10 protein-coding genes are annotated in these 15,610 nt (G+C 44.0%); 3 read left to right on the top strand and 7 right to left on the bottom strand.

The genetic code is table 11. The features are described 5' to 3' along the window. The 5 genes from AC1DPZ_RS10975 to AC1DPZ_RS10955 all read right to left on the bottom strand — a co-directional run. Positions 1–2,893, bottom strand: a 2,893-nt coding sequence (locus AC1DPZ_RS10975; RefSeq protein WP_477403171.1) for an immunoglobulin domain-containing protein, incomplete at its 3' end; no start/stop codon positions are given. 288 nt (positions 2,894–3,181) lie between these two features. Beyond that, positions 3,182–4,075: a glycoside hydrolase family 16 protein gene (locus AC1DPZ_RS10970; protein ID WP_477403169.1), complete on the bottom strand. Its 894-nt coding sequence runs from the start codon at positions 4,073–4,075 to the stop codon at positions 3,182–3,184. 455 nt (positions 4,076–4,530) lie between these two features. Further along, entirely contained in the window at positions 4,531–5,475 is a 945-nt protein-coding gene (locus tag AC1DPZ_RS10965) for a sugar phosphate isomerase/epimerase family protein (protein ID WP_477403167.1), read from the bottom strand. 2 nt (positions 5,476–5,477) lie between these two features. Continuing rightward, positions 5,478–6,338 (bottom strand): sugar phosphate isomerase/epimerase family protein, encoded by an 861-nt coding sequence (locus tag AC1DPZ_RS10960; protein WP_477403165.1) that lies wholly within the window; start codon positions 6,336–6,338, stop codon positions 5,478–5,480. A gap of 28 nt (positions 6,339–6,366) precedes the next feature. Further along, positions 6,367–9,810, bottom strand: a complete 3,444-nt coding sequence (locus tag AC1DPZ_RS10955) for a ThuA domain-containing protein (RefSeq protein ID WP_477403162.1) — start codon at positions 9,808–9,810, stop codon at positions 6,367–6,369. A gap of 342 nt (positions 9,811–10,152) precedes the next feature. On the opposite strand from AC1DPZ_RS10955, the gene AC1DPZ_RS10950 reads away from it, so the two are divergent. The 3 genes from AC1DPZ_RS10950 to AC1DPZ_RS10940 all read left to right on the top strand — a co-directional run bounded on the left by AC1DPZ_RS10950 (position 10,153) and on the right by AC1DPZ_RS10940 (position 14,328). Then, positions 10,153–11,025 (top strand): alpha/beta fold hydrolase, encoded by an 873-nt coding sequence (locus AC1DPZ_RS10950; RefSeq protein WP_477403160.1) that lies wholly within the window; start codon positions 10,153–10,155, stop codon positions 11,023–11,025. A 70-nt stretch (positions 11,026–11,095) separates the two neighbouring features. Further along, complete coding sequence (locus AC1DPZ_RS10945; protein WP_477403158.1) at positions 11,096–13,009, top strand: AMP-dependent synthetase/ligase; 1,914 nt, start codon at positions 11,096–11,098, stop codon at positions 13,007–13,009. Positions 13,010–13,125: 116 nt separating this feature from the next. Further along, positions 13,126–14,328, top strand: a complete 1,203-nt coding sequence (locus tag AC1DPZ_RS10940) for a DUF763 domain-containing protein (RefSeq protein ID WP_477403156.1) — start codon at positions 13,126–13,128, stop codon at positions 14,326–14,328. Here AC1DPZ_RS10940 and AC1DPZ_RS10935 read toward each other — a convergent pair. Both AC1DPZ_RS10935 and AC1DPZ_RS10930 read right to left on the bottom strand, forming a co-directional pair. Next, positions 14,320–14,853, bottom strand: coding sequence for a DUF4142 domain-containing protein (locus tag AC1DPZ_RS10935; RefSeq protein ID WP_477403154.1), 534 nt, complete (start codon positions 14,851–14,853; stop codon positions 14,320–14,322). The genes AC1DPZ_RS10940 and AC1DPZ_RS10935 overlap by 9 nt on opposite strands. A 224-nt stretch (positions 14,854–15,077) precedes the next feature. Next, positions 15,078–15,610: FAD-dependent oxidoreductase (locus AC1DPZ_RS10930; protein WP_477403152.1), on the bottom strand; the 533-nt coding region annotated here is incomplete at its 5' end.

Here is a 15,610-nt window from a genome sequence, read left to right as displayed (position 1 = left end):
AGGTTGTACTGGTTGTTAATGCGGGTGTTGACAATGAAGCTCCTGTATGAAGCGGGCTCCCCCCTACGGCATCCTGGTACCACCTATAAGTACCACCAGGTGCTGTTGCAGATAATATAGTGCTGTCTCCCATACAAACAGAGCCGGGCGGTACAGTGGGCGCTGGCGGCGTTGTATTATAGGTAATGGTATCTATACTAAGTTTAGGTCCGCAGGGTCCGGGAGGATCGTCTGATGTAAAAGTTAGTTTGGCGATTCTTTCTCCTGGACCAGGGGTATACACGGCATGAGGATCTGTCGAATCAGAAAATTGACCGGTTCCGCCCGACCATGTTCCGCCCGATGCACCACCGCCAATACTTCCCTCTAAGGTAACCGGTGTACCCACAAGTACACTTTTACTCGGGCCTGCACTTATCACAACCCGTTCGTTAATAGTTACAGGTGCAGACGACGATACCTCCGGATCCGTCCCTGAGGCAGGTATAGCATTAGTTACATCATATTGTCCGGGTTTACTTTTACTCAAATTTATCTCTCCCGTATTCACATCTACAAAAACAAGACCTCCCGGTGTTGCTGTAAAAACCCCGGGATTTGCGCCAGGAGCGAAAATTGGTAATGGATTGGCCCCATCCTGGCAATAAGGACCTGCATATGCGAAATCTGTTTTGGGGTTGTCWGTAATTCTAACAGAATCAGAATACGTGAGCAAGCAGGTGCCGCTACTGGTAAATGTAACTTCATACTTCCCTACAGCGCTGGTGCTTACATCAATTTGCCCTGTGGTATTATCTAAAAACACTATGCCCGCAGGTGAAGCGCTGAAGATGCCTGGCGAAGGTCTGGAGATTACAGGTATAGGATCTGCCCCTGTAGTAGTAAACGTACCCGATGAATACTTGAAGGTTGTAGTATTTCTTTGTATATGCACACTTATGGCTGTCCTGGCGCTGGTGCATGATCCTGAGTTGTTCTCAACATAATAAGTTTTGTTGGCAAATAACGGAGGTGTAGTATACGTATTACCTGAATGAAGTGATTGCCCCCCCGATTCTGTATCGAACCAACTAATATTCCCGGCCCCGGTAACGCTGGCAGAAAGGACAGCTTGGTCACCGGAGCAAATTGTTGGCTCACTCCCGGCTACCGGCGCTGATGGCAATGGCGTTACGGTTACTGTTACCGGTGTAAGCTGGCTTTGACAACCGTTTACGGTTACCTGCACGTAATAAGTGGTGGTAGCCAATAAAGATGGAGTTACAAATACGTTCCCGGTCTGTAGCAAATTACCGCCGGCGGCATTATCATACCAGGTATAATCACCCGCAGGTCCTGTTGCCGTAAGCGTTGCCTGATTACCTTCACATATGGTTGCAGGAGGAACGGCAGGGGCAGTTACCTGCGCAATAACAGGAACATTTACAGCAATCCGCTCACTGCTACATGACCCAACTGTTGTTTGAACATAAAAAGTAGTTGAAGCGGTTAAAGGGGGAGTTACAAACTCATCGCCGGTATATAAAACATTATTATCTGTTGCTGTTGCATACCATTTATATTCGCCACCGGGAGACGTCGCGGTGAGCGTTGCTGTAGAGCCGTAACATGTGAGAGGTGCAATAACTGACGGAGAGCGGATAGTTGAGTCCACGTTTATATTCACCGGGCTAAGAGAACTCATACAGCCGGAATTAATATTAGCAACATAATAAGTAATTGCCTGTGTAATAGGGGGCGTATCATAATCGTTTCCCACGTTTACCATTTGTCTGCCATCAGCATCGGTATACCATTGGTAGGTTCCGGATGGTGTAGCAGAGGCCGTTAAATGAACACTTGAACCATAACAGGTAGCAACTGTTTGCGATAAGGGGGCAACCGGAATAGGATTTACCTGCACTACAACCTTGGCACGAACGCTTTGGCAATCATTTACGGTAGTTTGCACATAGTAAGTTGTAGTGGCTGTAAGCACAGGTGTGGTATAATCCGGGCTTGAGATTAAAGGTGTTCCGCCAGTTGGCTCAGCAAACCACTCAATTATCCCGGCAGGTGCAGAAGCATGTAAACTCACCAGGGATCCCGAACAAATGCCAGGAACATTACCAGCTACGGGCGGCTGAGGCGGAGGAATTACCGTAGCAGTTACCGGCGTACGCTGGCTTGTACAACCATTTATATCTGCTTCCACATAATAAGTAACTGTTGCTTTTAATGAAGCAATAGAAAAAGATGGCCCTGTATGCACAACAGCTGTTGATGTTGGCGAAGTATACCACCTATAGTTATCACCGCCGGTAACGGATAAGGTAACCGGACTGCCGTAACATGCTTCAGCATCTGTATGACCCGGCCTGTTAGGGATCCTTACCGGAACTGCAGTTCTTAAACTTGTACATCCATTTACAGTTGTTTCAACATAAAATGTAGTGGAAGCCACAATAGGATCTGTGTCATAAGTAGCGCCAGTATGCTTAAAGTTGCCATCTGAATCATACCATTGATAACTGCCTCCCGGTGCTGTGGCTTCAAGATGTGCGCGATTACCAGCACAAACAGTAACACCTTTAGCAGTAGGCACAACTGGTGTTGGCGATATAGTGATAGGAAAATCCTTTTGGGTAACACTACAGCCCGAACTATTATCGCTGACAATTACCGAATATTTACCTGCTTTATTTACAGCGATTGGGTTTGTGGTTTCGCCAGTACTCCAGGCATAAGTATAATTGCCGCTCCCCCCTGTAACTTTCGCAGTTAACGTAACACTATTGCCTGAACAAATTGCAGGCTCTGAAGCTGATATGCTTACACTTAGTGTTGTGCATAACTGGCAATAGCCCTGCATTGATATCAGTAAAAAAACAAATACAAGTAAATGGTTTTTCATCAACCTTAATATCTTTTAATTTTCCAACTTTTTTACCAATCAAATGAAGGTTAAATGTCACCCCTGCAAAGGGGTTGGCAAATTACAACCAATGATATAAAACCTTAAACATAGCTGTAAAAATTAGATATCTCTAAGAGCTAAAATTACAAAAATGTTTGCTGAAATACGCAGATTTTGCGTTATTTATTGTGCCTCAACTTCTTTATTAAAAAAATATAAACCACAAAAAAGGTTGAAAACAGGCAGGTTTTAACATATCAAATACATGTTTGTGAGCAAGCTCTATCATTTTTTTTGTTCAACCCTAACCCAATCCACCAACATTTTCACCTGTTTTTTTTTAATAAGCGCTACTGTAGCAGCAGGCATTCCGTTATAGGGGGTTGCTACCCCGTTAATTTTCACCGGGTAAGCACCACCTAAAGCATAATTTAAAATAAGGTATTTTTTGTTATTATAAACCCATTTGCCATAGTGCTCAGCCATATGCCTGTTTACCCTGAACATTAGCTTACCATCATATTTAAAATCGAGATTGTCGGGTGTCCAGTCAACAGCATAAACGTGCCAGTGAGTAACATCATTGCCTTTATCAAAATATTGCCGGTTCACAAAGGGGGTTTCGCCGCTGTAACCGGGGCCGTGTACTGCTGCGCTTACCCAATCTTTTTCGCCCACATATTCCATCACATCTATTTCCCCGGTTTCGGGCCACATACCATTGCCCAATATCCACCAGGCCGGCCAAAGACCGGCTCCTGCTGTCAATTTAATTCTTGCTTCGGCGGTTCCATACATAAAATCAAATTTATTCCGGGTATTTATTCTGCCCGAGATAAAATCAAAATTCTGCCCATCCTTTGTTTTAAAACCCGGCAGCGATTGTGGACGCAATACCAGGGCTCCGTTTTTAGCGCCTTCTGCAGCTACTCCCCTAACTATAAATATGGTAGAAGCGGTATCTACATATGCCTGTAGTTCATTGTTAACATGCATGCCCGTTACCTCAACGTTCCATTTATTACGATCAAGTTTATTGCCTGAGAAATCATCGAAAAAAATAACCTTGTTCCCGGTTTTTACTGTTGTTGGCTTTTTTTGAGCCATACATACAGGTGATAAGGCGAAAGTGCCGCAAAGTGAAAGAATAAAACGGTACCGGTACTTTCGATAATTCATAAATTGTGGAGGTTAAAAGGTTCCGTTTTTTAGCGTTTTATCAAATTAAAAATCAACATCATGTTACTGCTTATTATATTTAGCCATACCAATAAACGATGTTAAAAATCTATAATTATTGACACAACCAGTTATAAATCAACTTATGTGAAATTAAATAAATAAACTTAATATAAAGGTATCCATAAGTGTGTAAAAAGTGCACGAAAAGTGTAAACAAGGAAAACCGAATAAGCTGTTATAGTAGTAAACAGGTCGGTTTTTTTTGGGAAAAAAGACACGGATCAGGGCTTTTACCCGATTTTTTCAAATACATAAAACATTGATAATCAACAAAAACAGTGTTCCACCCCTGCTTTAAGAAAAATTCAAGTTACTGATTATCAACGCCAATGCGTTCCACACCGTTCGGGGCGTACCAGGCGTTCCGGTGGAACGCCTCATTCAAGGTATTATCAAATTGAGGCAGTCACCGCCTTCATTTTTTTCAATGCTGTTTTGGCTACCTTAAGCGCATCCTGGCCGTAATAGCTTTTGTTAAATACTTCAAAGGATATGACTAAGGGCTTATCGGGATGCCTGGCCAATTGCAGGAGTTGTTTAATTGGAGCAATACCATCGCCCACATAAATCCTATCCGGCTCCGAGATTTGCTCAGGACTGATACCAGCAGGGTAATCATTCACATGAAATATCTCCAGCGCGGGCACACCCACAAAAGCCAAACTTTCAACCGGCGACTGCCCCTTATAAATATGGAATACATCCAGCAAAATGCGTGCATCAGCATCGCCACAGGCTGCTGCCACATACAGCACCTGGCTCACCTGTTTAAGGTTTACCGAACCTCCCCACATTTCCAGCTGTGGGATAACACCGCTCTGCTTACCCATTTTAAGGATAGCATGATAACGTTCGGCAATGGTATCAAGGCTAATAGCGGGCAGTTTTGTGGCACCTGCAGGCGGGGCCGCTATGCGGTGGCAACCAATTTTAGCCAGCATATCCATATCTGCCTGTAACTGTACCTGGGCTTTCTGCCGGATCGCGTCGTCATCAACTATCCAGGGTGCAAAGCCTATGGCATCCTCCACCTTAAGTCCAAGGCCGTCAATGATTTTTTTTGCTTCGGATAACGAACCGCCGTTTTGTAGATATGCCTGCAGTGTATCCAGCCAGATCTCTACAGATGTAAAACCTGCGCTAGCGGCCACTTCCAGCTCCTTCACAAAACCAAGGTTATGACCACGGATAGTGCTCATATTTAGCGAATACACAAAACCATGATCGTTTTTCTTATCCACCTTAATCGATGCAGCAACATTACTGCCCAACGCAGCCGCACCTGCCGCTAAACCCAGCTTTTTTAACACCTGTCGCCTGTTTAATCCCTCGGTCATTCTTAATATTTTAAACTCTTGATATAGGCTATGGTAACCGGTRTCTGGGTAGCATATGACGGACTTTCATCCTCAATAAAATAGTGCTTAACACCTGCTTTTCTTGCAGCCTTCAGTACCTCGGGAATATTAATTTGCCCTGTGCCTAATGCTACATCATTTTTGGTATCGGTTCCCCCGGTAAGGTCATTGGCCACACCTTTGCGAATATCTTTCAGGTGCATCAGTTTAATGCGCGATGGATATTTGCTTATCAGCTTAGCCGGATCCTGCCCGCCATGGAACGACCATAGAAGGTCGATCTCGAAGGATACATACTTAGGATTGGTGTTTTTGGCGATATAATCGAACAGGGTACCATCTTCATAAGGGCCAAATTCGTAACCATGATTATGGTAGCAAAAGGTAAGTCCGGCTTCTGCGAGGATCTGCCCTACCTGGTTGAAATCTTCAACAGCCTTTTTGGCATCCTCCAGTGTAAACTCCTTACCGTGAGGAATCCAGGCCACCATTACATATTCAGCACCCAGTATCTTGGCTTGCTTAATAACATCGCCCGGACTTTTTACAATATCATCATACCCCGCACCAATAGATGGAATGCTTATACCGCGCTCATTACACAGTTTCCTGAATTCTTCGGGCGGCATGCCTTTTGGCTCCTGGCCCTCCAGCTCGGTTATCCCCATGGCTTTAATGGTATCCAGCACAGCTATAGTAGCTTTAGGCATACTGCCGCGAAAAGTATAGGCTTGTACACCAACGGACCCAACAAAAACCGGCTTGCCACTTTGCGCGAAAGTTTGCGTTGATAGCAAACCCATTGCCAGGCAAGCCATTGTTATTACAGATAATTTTTTCATGACCAGCGTTTTACTTAATTATTGAATATTATTGATCAAACCGAATATCGCTTAATTTTAGGATCCCGTCATTTGGTCTGGTACGTTTAATAGCAAATATGAATACATTATGTTTGCCGGTAATTGGTTTCTGTACATCACCACTTAACCAGGCCTGTTTATCCCAGCCGCCTGTATCGCCATAAACAGTAGAGCAAATAACCGGCCCGGCCTGGGAATCCATACGAACCTCAATCTCGCCATCGATGCCCTTTGATGCATACTGGAAGCTGAGCTTTTTGATATTTGTTAAATCGACATCCCTGAATAATGCAAATGACTTATGACTGCCCTGTGAAAGGTCGTTATTATAACGATTGAAGCCCTTCAGTTCATCAGCATAAATAGCCTTTACATCTGCTGTGCGTAAAGTAACCACATCAGTGCCCGTTAGCGGACCAACTACTTTGCCGCCTTTATCGGTGTAAGATGCCAGTATGGTGTACTGTCCATGTGGCTCGGTATCGTTAAATTTCAGGTTCAGGCTGCCATTCAAAGGTAATGGCATCGCCTTGCCCTTCTTATCAGTTAAAGAAAATATGTATTTTACAATCTCTTTTGTATCCGCCTTTGACAATTGCGGATGAGCGCTCATTACATGCTCGGTTCCCCAGCTGCCTGCGCCACCAGCAATTATTTTTTTAGATAGCTTATCGGTAGCGCCTTTTTCTGYCTTGTAGCGGTTTGCTATAGCCGTAAAGCTTGGGCCAACGGCAAGTTTATTAATCATATGGCACGATTTGCAGTCGCTTGATGCCATTAAGGCCTTACCCGGATAGCTAACCTCTGTTGCCGACAAAGCCGCCAGACTTTGCGCGGTTTTACCATCTGCAGGTGGCTGCGGGTTATAGATGTAAAATAGTTTTACACGTTTAGGATCAATCCTGCCATCCTCTTTATCTTTCACTACTACTTTGTATTTAAAGGGCTGGCCTTTCCAGATAAAAGATTTGTTATCAGTGCTGGCAATAGTTACAACAGGCCTGGTATTACCAACTCTTACTATTATGGTATCCCGGCCTGTTAGTCCCCCTTTGTCTTTCACCTTTAATATAGCTTTATACACACCTGGTTTAGTGTAAACATAGCTTGCAGCTGCAGTTGTTGCGCCTACTGTTTTACCATCAAACAACCATTGGTGGGTTATCGCATCATCATCGTCCTGGTCTTTACTATCCCTGCTATTAAAGGCTACCCTAAGCGGAGCCTGCCCTGAAATTTCCTTTTTAACGGGCATTTCCTTCAATTCGGCTGTCAAATATTTGGTATGCTGATAGTAGGATTGCATAGCCGTATCTGTGATGCCAGCCTTAGCAACAGGTGCGCGATTACCTGTATTATATTCAATTCTCACCAGGCGGGCATCTTCATTTTGCGCACCATAAACAGAACCATACTCCAGCATATATAATGCACCATCAGGACCAAATTGCATATCAATTGGCCGCCTGAAATCGCCATTAGCTGGCATAAAGGCTTCGTTACGGAGGTAATTCTCATCCTTATCAAACTTCAGACTAATAACCCAGTTACGCATCCAATCGGCCATAAATAATGTACCGCTGAAATACTCAGGGAATTTATTCGGGTTTTTAACATTAGCATCGTACTCATAAAAATCACCGCCAATAGCGCACCTACCCCCCATCCCTAATTCGGGAAACTGATCAGAGGCAGCATACGGGTACCAGATCATTGCTGGTGTGGCCGGAGGCAGCAGATTTAAGCCCGTATTATTGGGCGAATTATTTACCGGCGCCCTGGGATCAAAATTTGGGCCCGGCGTATTGGTTACAAAATCCCAATGCGAATAGGCAAAGTTATTGCCCACAAAATATGGCCAGCCAAAATTCCCGGCCTTGCGGGCCTGGTTAAATTCATCGTAGCCACGCGGGCCGCGCGGCGAATCTTTACCTGCATCCGGTCCAACCTCGCCCCAATATAACACCGAAGTTACCGGGTTTACCGCTATTCTGTAAGGGTTACGACAGCCCATCACATAAATCTCGGGTTTGGTTTTGGCCGTGCCTTTAGGGAAAAGGTTGCCCTCGGGTATAGTATAGGTACCATCAACTTCCGGGTGGATCCTTAATATTTTACCTTTAAAATCATTGGTATTGCCTGCACTACGCTGTGCATCCAAACTATAATGCTCCTGGCCGGGGCGCTCATCCAACGGGGCATAACCATCAGCCGGGAAAGGGCTCGAACTATCTCCCGTTGATAAATACAGGTTACCATTTTTATCCCAGGCTAATGAGCCGCCATGGTGGGCGCCACTCACTTTTTGCACAGGAACTTTTAACAGGACCTTTTCTGATTTTAGGTCGAGTACATTTGTAGGGCTAACCTTAAAGCGCGAGAGCTGGAAATTGAGCGGTTCGACAGTTTGCCCGGCTGGCATGTAATAAATATATACAAACTGGTTACTTTCAAATTTAGGGTCGAGCGTTAAACCAATAACCCCTGTCCCTCCTTCATAAGTAATAGGGAATTTATGGATTACCTTAAACTGGCGGGTATGGGTATTATAGACCGAGAAATTACCCATCAGCTGGGTAAAAAACACGCGCCCATCCTTAGCCGTTGCAAGCTCCATTGGAGATGCAATGTTACTAACCAACACAGTTTTTATAAATCGGGTTTGATCGGGCGATACCTTTGAATAGGATTTACCATAATCCAACGTTTTGCCATTACCCATTGCATACCGGATACCACCCAACAGCTGACCCAGGAACAAAGGATCGCTGTAACTTTCATCGGTATGACCACACCCTGTGTAAAATGAGCGACCGCCGTCAAACTCATGAAACCAGGTAATAGGATGATTTGCGCCATTGGTGCCCCCATCATACGTATTCTCATCCAAACTGGCCAGCACATGAATGCCACTGTAAATGGATTTATAATTATACCATTCGTCGGCACGCTCCCAGCGGGCGGGCAGGTTTGCGGTTATCGGGTTTGTTCTGTCAGTAACATCAATAGTTGCTTTCCGAATGTTGGAGTTATTGGGGTGACTTGAAAAATAGGCCCCAACCAGTTTGCCGTACCATGGCCAATCGTATTCGGTATCGGCAGCAGAGTGTACGCCCGCGTAGCCGCCACCCGCCTGTATATAGCGTTCAAAGGCTGCTTGCTGTACAGCATTAAGCACATTGCCGGTAGTGCAGTTAAATATTACGGCATCATACTTTTTTAAATTATCATCAGTAAAAGCTTCAGCATTAGCAGTAGTATCCACCTCAAAACTATTCTCTTTACCCAGCTTTTGAATAGCAGCTATACCAAAAGGGATGCAGGAATGGTGCCAGCCCAATGTTTTTGAAAAAACCAGTACGTGCTGCATGGGTACAGGCTTTTTAAAAGAATATAGCCCAAAGCTGAGCCCTATCAATAAAATAGAGGTGAGTTTTAATYTTAAAGACATTATTTGAGAGATTAGTTGATGTTTAATTTATTACCTACCGGTTGCCACAGCAATATATCCTATTAAAAACTCCACATAAAAGCTGATCCTTAATGATAAAAACGTATTATATAGTGGCAAAAATGTATCGGCAGACTAATTGGCTAATACAATATTAGTATTTATAACTCATCACTGTGTAATAAATACACGCTTATTTGGGGGCCTGTTTGTTTTGTAAATGAATTGTTACCAATGGGATTTATAAACACGCGGTAAACGCTTATAAAACTGTCGGAAACGGATCTGCAATTGTCGCAACGAGCCATTTATTGTTTTAATAACCAATAGTATATTTGATTCATGCAAAACTTGTTTAACCATTTTATTAAAATCACCGTTTTTATCCTGATAGCTATGACAACAGCCAATAAAACCCAGGGCCAGGAAATGGGCCGCTATGCCAATGTAAACGGCATAAAAATGTATTACGAGATCCATGGTAGCGGTCAGCCGTTGGTATTGATCCATGGTGGCGGGTCAACCATACAAACTTCTTTTGGGAAGATAATGCCGATGCTTGCCAAAACTCATAAGGTTATAGCTGTAGAGCTTCAGGCTCACGGGCATACAAGCGACAGGGACGTCCCTACAAGTTTTGAGCAGGACGCGGATGATGTAGCCGAACTGCTTAAACAACTGAACATTACCGGAGCAGATATCCTGGGCTTCAGCAACGGAGGTAATACAGCCATGAAAATAGCCTTAAGACATCCCGAAAGTGTGCGCAAACTTATCCTGGCATCGTCATTTTATAAACGTGAAGGTATGTACTCCTGGTTTTGGGAAGGGATGCAGCATGCGAAACTGGAACAAATGCCCAAATTATACCAGGATGCATATTTAAGTATCCCTGGTAATACCCAGGCCGGGTTGCAAAGCATGCACGATAATGATGCCGGGAGGATGCAAACTTTCGTAGATTGGAAAGACAGCGACATCAGATCGATACAGGCCCCAACGCTGGTAATTGTTGGCGACCAGGACGTGGTGCGCCCCGAACATGCCGTAGAGATGTACCGCTTGTTACCTCATGGCCGGTTGTCAATATTTCCTGATAACCATGGCAGTTATATGGGTGAAGCGATGTCGCCAAATCCCGATAGTAAAGTACCGGAGCTGTTTGTTGCCATGCTGGAAGAGTATTTGGCCACCCCTATGCCGGAGGCTAAGTAAAGCATTATTTCATTTTAGTATTTAGCTTAAAAAACATAAGTTTGATGCTTATATAAATCATTCATACTTAATGAGCCAGGTAAGCGATCTATCAACTATTCCATCATTTATACGCAATACAGTAGCCCATATTCACCCGGAACGCCAAACCTTTATGATCCATAAAGTGAATGATACCTGGGTAGAGATCAGTTACGGCGAGGCGTTAGAAAAGATTGATGCTATATCTGCGTGGTTACTTAGCCTGGGTATTCAAAAAGGCGACCGGCTCTCTCTCATTATCGAAAACGGACCAAACTACGTTTATTATGACCAGGCACTRCAGCAGATAGGTGCGATTAATGCCTCTATATATCCAACGCTTACCGAAAACGAAATTGAATATATCCTGAATGATTCCGGCGCTAAAACCATTATTGCCGGCAATCCCTTCCTTTTCCGTAAGGTGCTTAAAATAGCCAACAACTGCGCTTCACTTATCCGCATTATTCCTGCATTTGATGATTTTGAAAAATACAGCAGTAAGCTAAACCTTAATGCGGGTGTTATCGGGTTCGACCAGGTGATCAGCGAGGGGTTGGTATTGGTAGGGCAATATCGCAAAGCCATTAGCGCTGCCCGTGAAGCTATTTTACCTACAGATCTATCCTGCCTTATTTATACATCTGGTACCACTGGGATCCCTAAAGGAGTGATGCTTACTCATTATAACCTTACCCAAAATGCTTTAAACAGTGTTATCCAGATTCCGTTTGTATCAAAGAACGACCGTTTCCTTTCGTTCCTGCCTTTATCGCATGTGTTTGAGCGTACCATTTATCATATTGCCATTTTAAAAGGCTCACAAATTGCCTTTGCCCAAAGTTTAGAGTTGTTGGCCAAAAACATGGCAGAGGTTAAACCTACCATATTATGCTGCGTACCCCGCCTGCTCGAACGCATACACGATAAAGCCATCAAAAGCGGAACATCAGCGGGAGGCCTTAAAACCAAAATATTTTTATGGGCGTTTGAGATTGGTAAAAAGGTAAGATTGGTGCTGGAAGCAGGTAAAAAACCCGGGCCTATTTTAAAAACCCAGCACGCGATAGCAGAAAAACTGGTATTTAGCAAGATAAAAGAAAAAACCGGCGGTAAATTACAGTTCATGGTATCTGGCGGAGGTGCACTGCCTAAAAATATCGGCGAATTTTTTGGCGATCTGGGTATTGTGATACTGGAAGGCTTTGGGCTAACAGAAACTTCTCCGGTTATGGCCGTTACCGAACGGCACAGGGTAATTTATGGCACTGTTGGCCGTATTATTCCGGGTATTGAAGTTGCCATTCAAAACGTGGATACCAAAAAGATCTATACCATACAAACCCACGATAATTTCAGGGAAGACCTGGTTACCGAAGAAGGCGAGATCATTGTACGCGGCCACTGTGTAATGAAAGGCTACTGGCATAAACCAGGGGAAACAGCTACGGTGATTGATGCTGATGGCTGGTTCCATACCGGCGATATCGGCCGCTTTTTTCGGGGCAACCTGCAAATTACCGACCGCCTTAAAAATATGCTGGTGAACGCCTATGGCAAAAACATCTATCCTACTCCGGTTGAAAACACCTATCTTAAAAGCCCCAAAATAGAACAGGTATTTTTAGTGGGCGATAAACGCGAGTACATTGCAGCTATTATAGTGCCCGGCAAAGAAACCCTGCAGGAAACCTTTAATCTGAAAAACGAATTTTTCGAACGATCAGAAGTGTTTATTGAGGATAAAGAGATCATCGACTGGATTGGCCAGGACATTCGTAAACTAAGCAACGAACTTGCCAAATTTGAACGCGTAAAATCGTTCAAAGTAAAGCGCAACCCTTTCAGTATGGAAGAAGGCGAAATTACGCCTACCATGAAAGCAAAGCGCAAAGTGATCGAAAAGAAATACGGTGCGGATATTGATGATATGTATGCGGGAGAAGCGGATGCTGATGATTAATGATTTTATTTGAAGATTTGTAAACGTGTTTCTATCCTGTTGGACAAACCTGCACTATTTTTTTACTTAATCTYCAAAAATCTTAAAACCGGGTAATTTTTACTAATTTTGTTAGCATGAAACGATCTGGCAGTGCTGACTTACCTTTACACTACGGCTATGTACCCACATGGCTTGCCGAACGTATGGCAAAGTTAGGCCTCGCTGTAATCGAAAATATTGTGATTGACTATGGTAAAGACGAAGTGCTGCGTCGTTTAAGCGACCCGTTCTGGTTTCAAAGTCTGGGCGCTGTTATGGGGATGGACTGGCATTCCTCCGGAATTACTACCTCTGTAATGGGTGCGTTGAAGCGGGCCATTAATCCACATAGCCGAGAATTGGGTATTTACATTTGCGGCGGCAAGGGCAAGCACTCCAAACAAACTCCGGCAGAACTGTTAAAGATCAGCGAATCTACAGGGCTTGACGGTAACTACCTGGTTAAATGCAGCAAACTGAGCGCCAAGGTTGATAATACAGCCATACAAGATGGTTTCCAATTGTATACACACAATTTTATATTAAGCGATACCGGTAAATGGGCCGTAGTGCAACAAGGTATGAGTGATGCCAGCAGTACAGCCCGACGCTACCACTGGCATTCGGAGCACCTCACCTCTTTTGTGGATGATCCGCATACTTCTATCTACGGAAAAAATACCGGTTTGATACTGAATATGACAGATAAGCTTGCTGACTCTGCCAGAAATGGCGTGATGCAGATTGCAGGTGAAAACCCGGAGGTGATGATCAGGGAGATTGGCAGACTGATTATGCCCAATCACCATGATGTAAAGGCTAAAGATGTGGACCTTAAACGCCTTGGCGCGGTACTTTGGCTTGCGCATGAAAAACAGCCCGCCGACTTTGAGGATCTGCTGTTATTGCAAGGCCTTGGGCCACGCACTTTGCAATCATTGGCGCTTGTGAGCGAGGTGATTCACGGCACACCATCGCGGTTTAAAGATCCGGCCAGATTTTCTTTCGCGCATGGCGGTAAAGATGGCCATCCTTTCCCGGTACCTATTAAAGTTTATGATGAAACCATCAGCACCTTGCAAAACGCGGTTTACAAAGCAAAGCTGGGCTTGTCTGAGCAAAACGAGGCTATAAAACGATTACATAAAATTGCGGCAAATGCTGAAAAAGACTTTATACCTAATACAAATTTCGACGAGGTAATAGCCAAAGAACGTGAAGATTCCTGGAAATATGGAGGCAGAACGGTGATGGGTAAAGCAAAGCCGCCAATACAACAGCAATTAAAACTATTTTAAGGTTGCACTGATCATTTTAGCCGAATCGAGATGGGCTTGTAATGACAGTATAGTTTTCTGCGCAAATGCCGATACATTTGAACTTTTTTCCTGCGTGGCAGCTTTAAACAGGTTTATTTGTTGCTCATGCTGGCCTATAATCATTTCTAAATAAGCTTTATCAAAATCTGCAGCCTTCTTTTTTTCCAGGTTGGATATCATTTGCAAATGGGCGGGATATATTGTATCCGTAGCAGCTACAAAATTATCAGTCTCTAATTTTCTAAGGTCATCGGCAAGCAAGGTATGATCATCTATCATGGCTTTTGCAAACTGGATTACCTGCTGATTTTTTGAGTTGGAAATAGCCAATCCTGATGCTTTCACCGTTGCAGTACTTGCTTCTGTACCATTTTTAAGAAATAACAAACCGCTGTCATCAACAAGTACTTTATTATTATAATTATTCGCCCGTTTGTTACTCTGACACGATTGAACCAAAACCAGGGTAACCGCGCCCAATATAAGACCTGTTATTTGCTTCATTTATAATTAGATTATGCTATTGTTCAGGTTTAACAAAAAAACTCCTGTCTGGTTTACCAGATAACGTAATTATTAGTAACGCCAGTTATAGCAACAAGAGAGCAAAACCGAAAAACATGGAGGTACAACTTTCCGAAGCTCGATTCATCAAATAAAAAAACCACTTTGCTATACCCAAAAAGGTATTACAAAGTGGTTATATCTTCAGCAGAACAGGTGATCTTTTAAAACACCTGGTCAAACTGGTTAACGGCATCCTTGCTTTCCAGTAAAGAGTGGCCCATTAAAAACTCATCTACCTTACGGGCGGTTTCGCGGCCCTCAGAAATGGCCCAAACAACCAGCGATTGCCCGCGGCGCATATCGCCGGCGGCAAACACTTTGCTTACATTGGTACGATAAACGCCCTCTTTAGCTTTTACGTTCTTGCGTTCGTCGAGTTCAACGCCTAATTGTGCTAATAAACCAGTAGGCTGAGGATAAAGGAAACCCATTGCCAGGAATACACGCTGACAAGGTATTTCGCGCTCAGAGCCTTCAACTGTAGCAAATTTTAAAGGCCGGCCCATAACATCCTGCTCCCAGGACACATCAACAACTTTTAATGCCCTAAGGTTGCCTTTTTCGTCGCCCAGGAATTCCAGGGTATTAACCCCCCAAAAACGTTCTGCGCCTTCCTCGTGCGAGCTGGTAGTCTTCAGGATCATTGGGTATGTCGGCCATGGCATGTGTTGTGTACGCTGCGCAGGTGGCTGAT

The sequence above is a fragment of the Mucilaginibacter sp. P4_G9 genome, assembly GCF_056400985.1.
The sequence above is the reverse complement of the archived record's forward strand: the minus strand, read 5'-3'. Positions and strand labels throughout refer to the sequence as shown.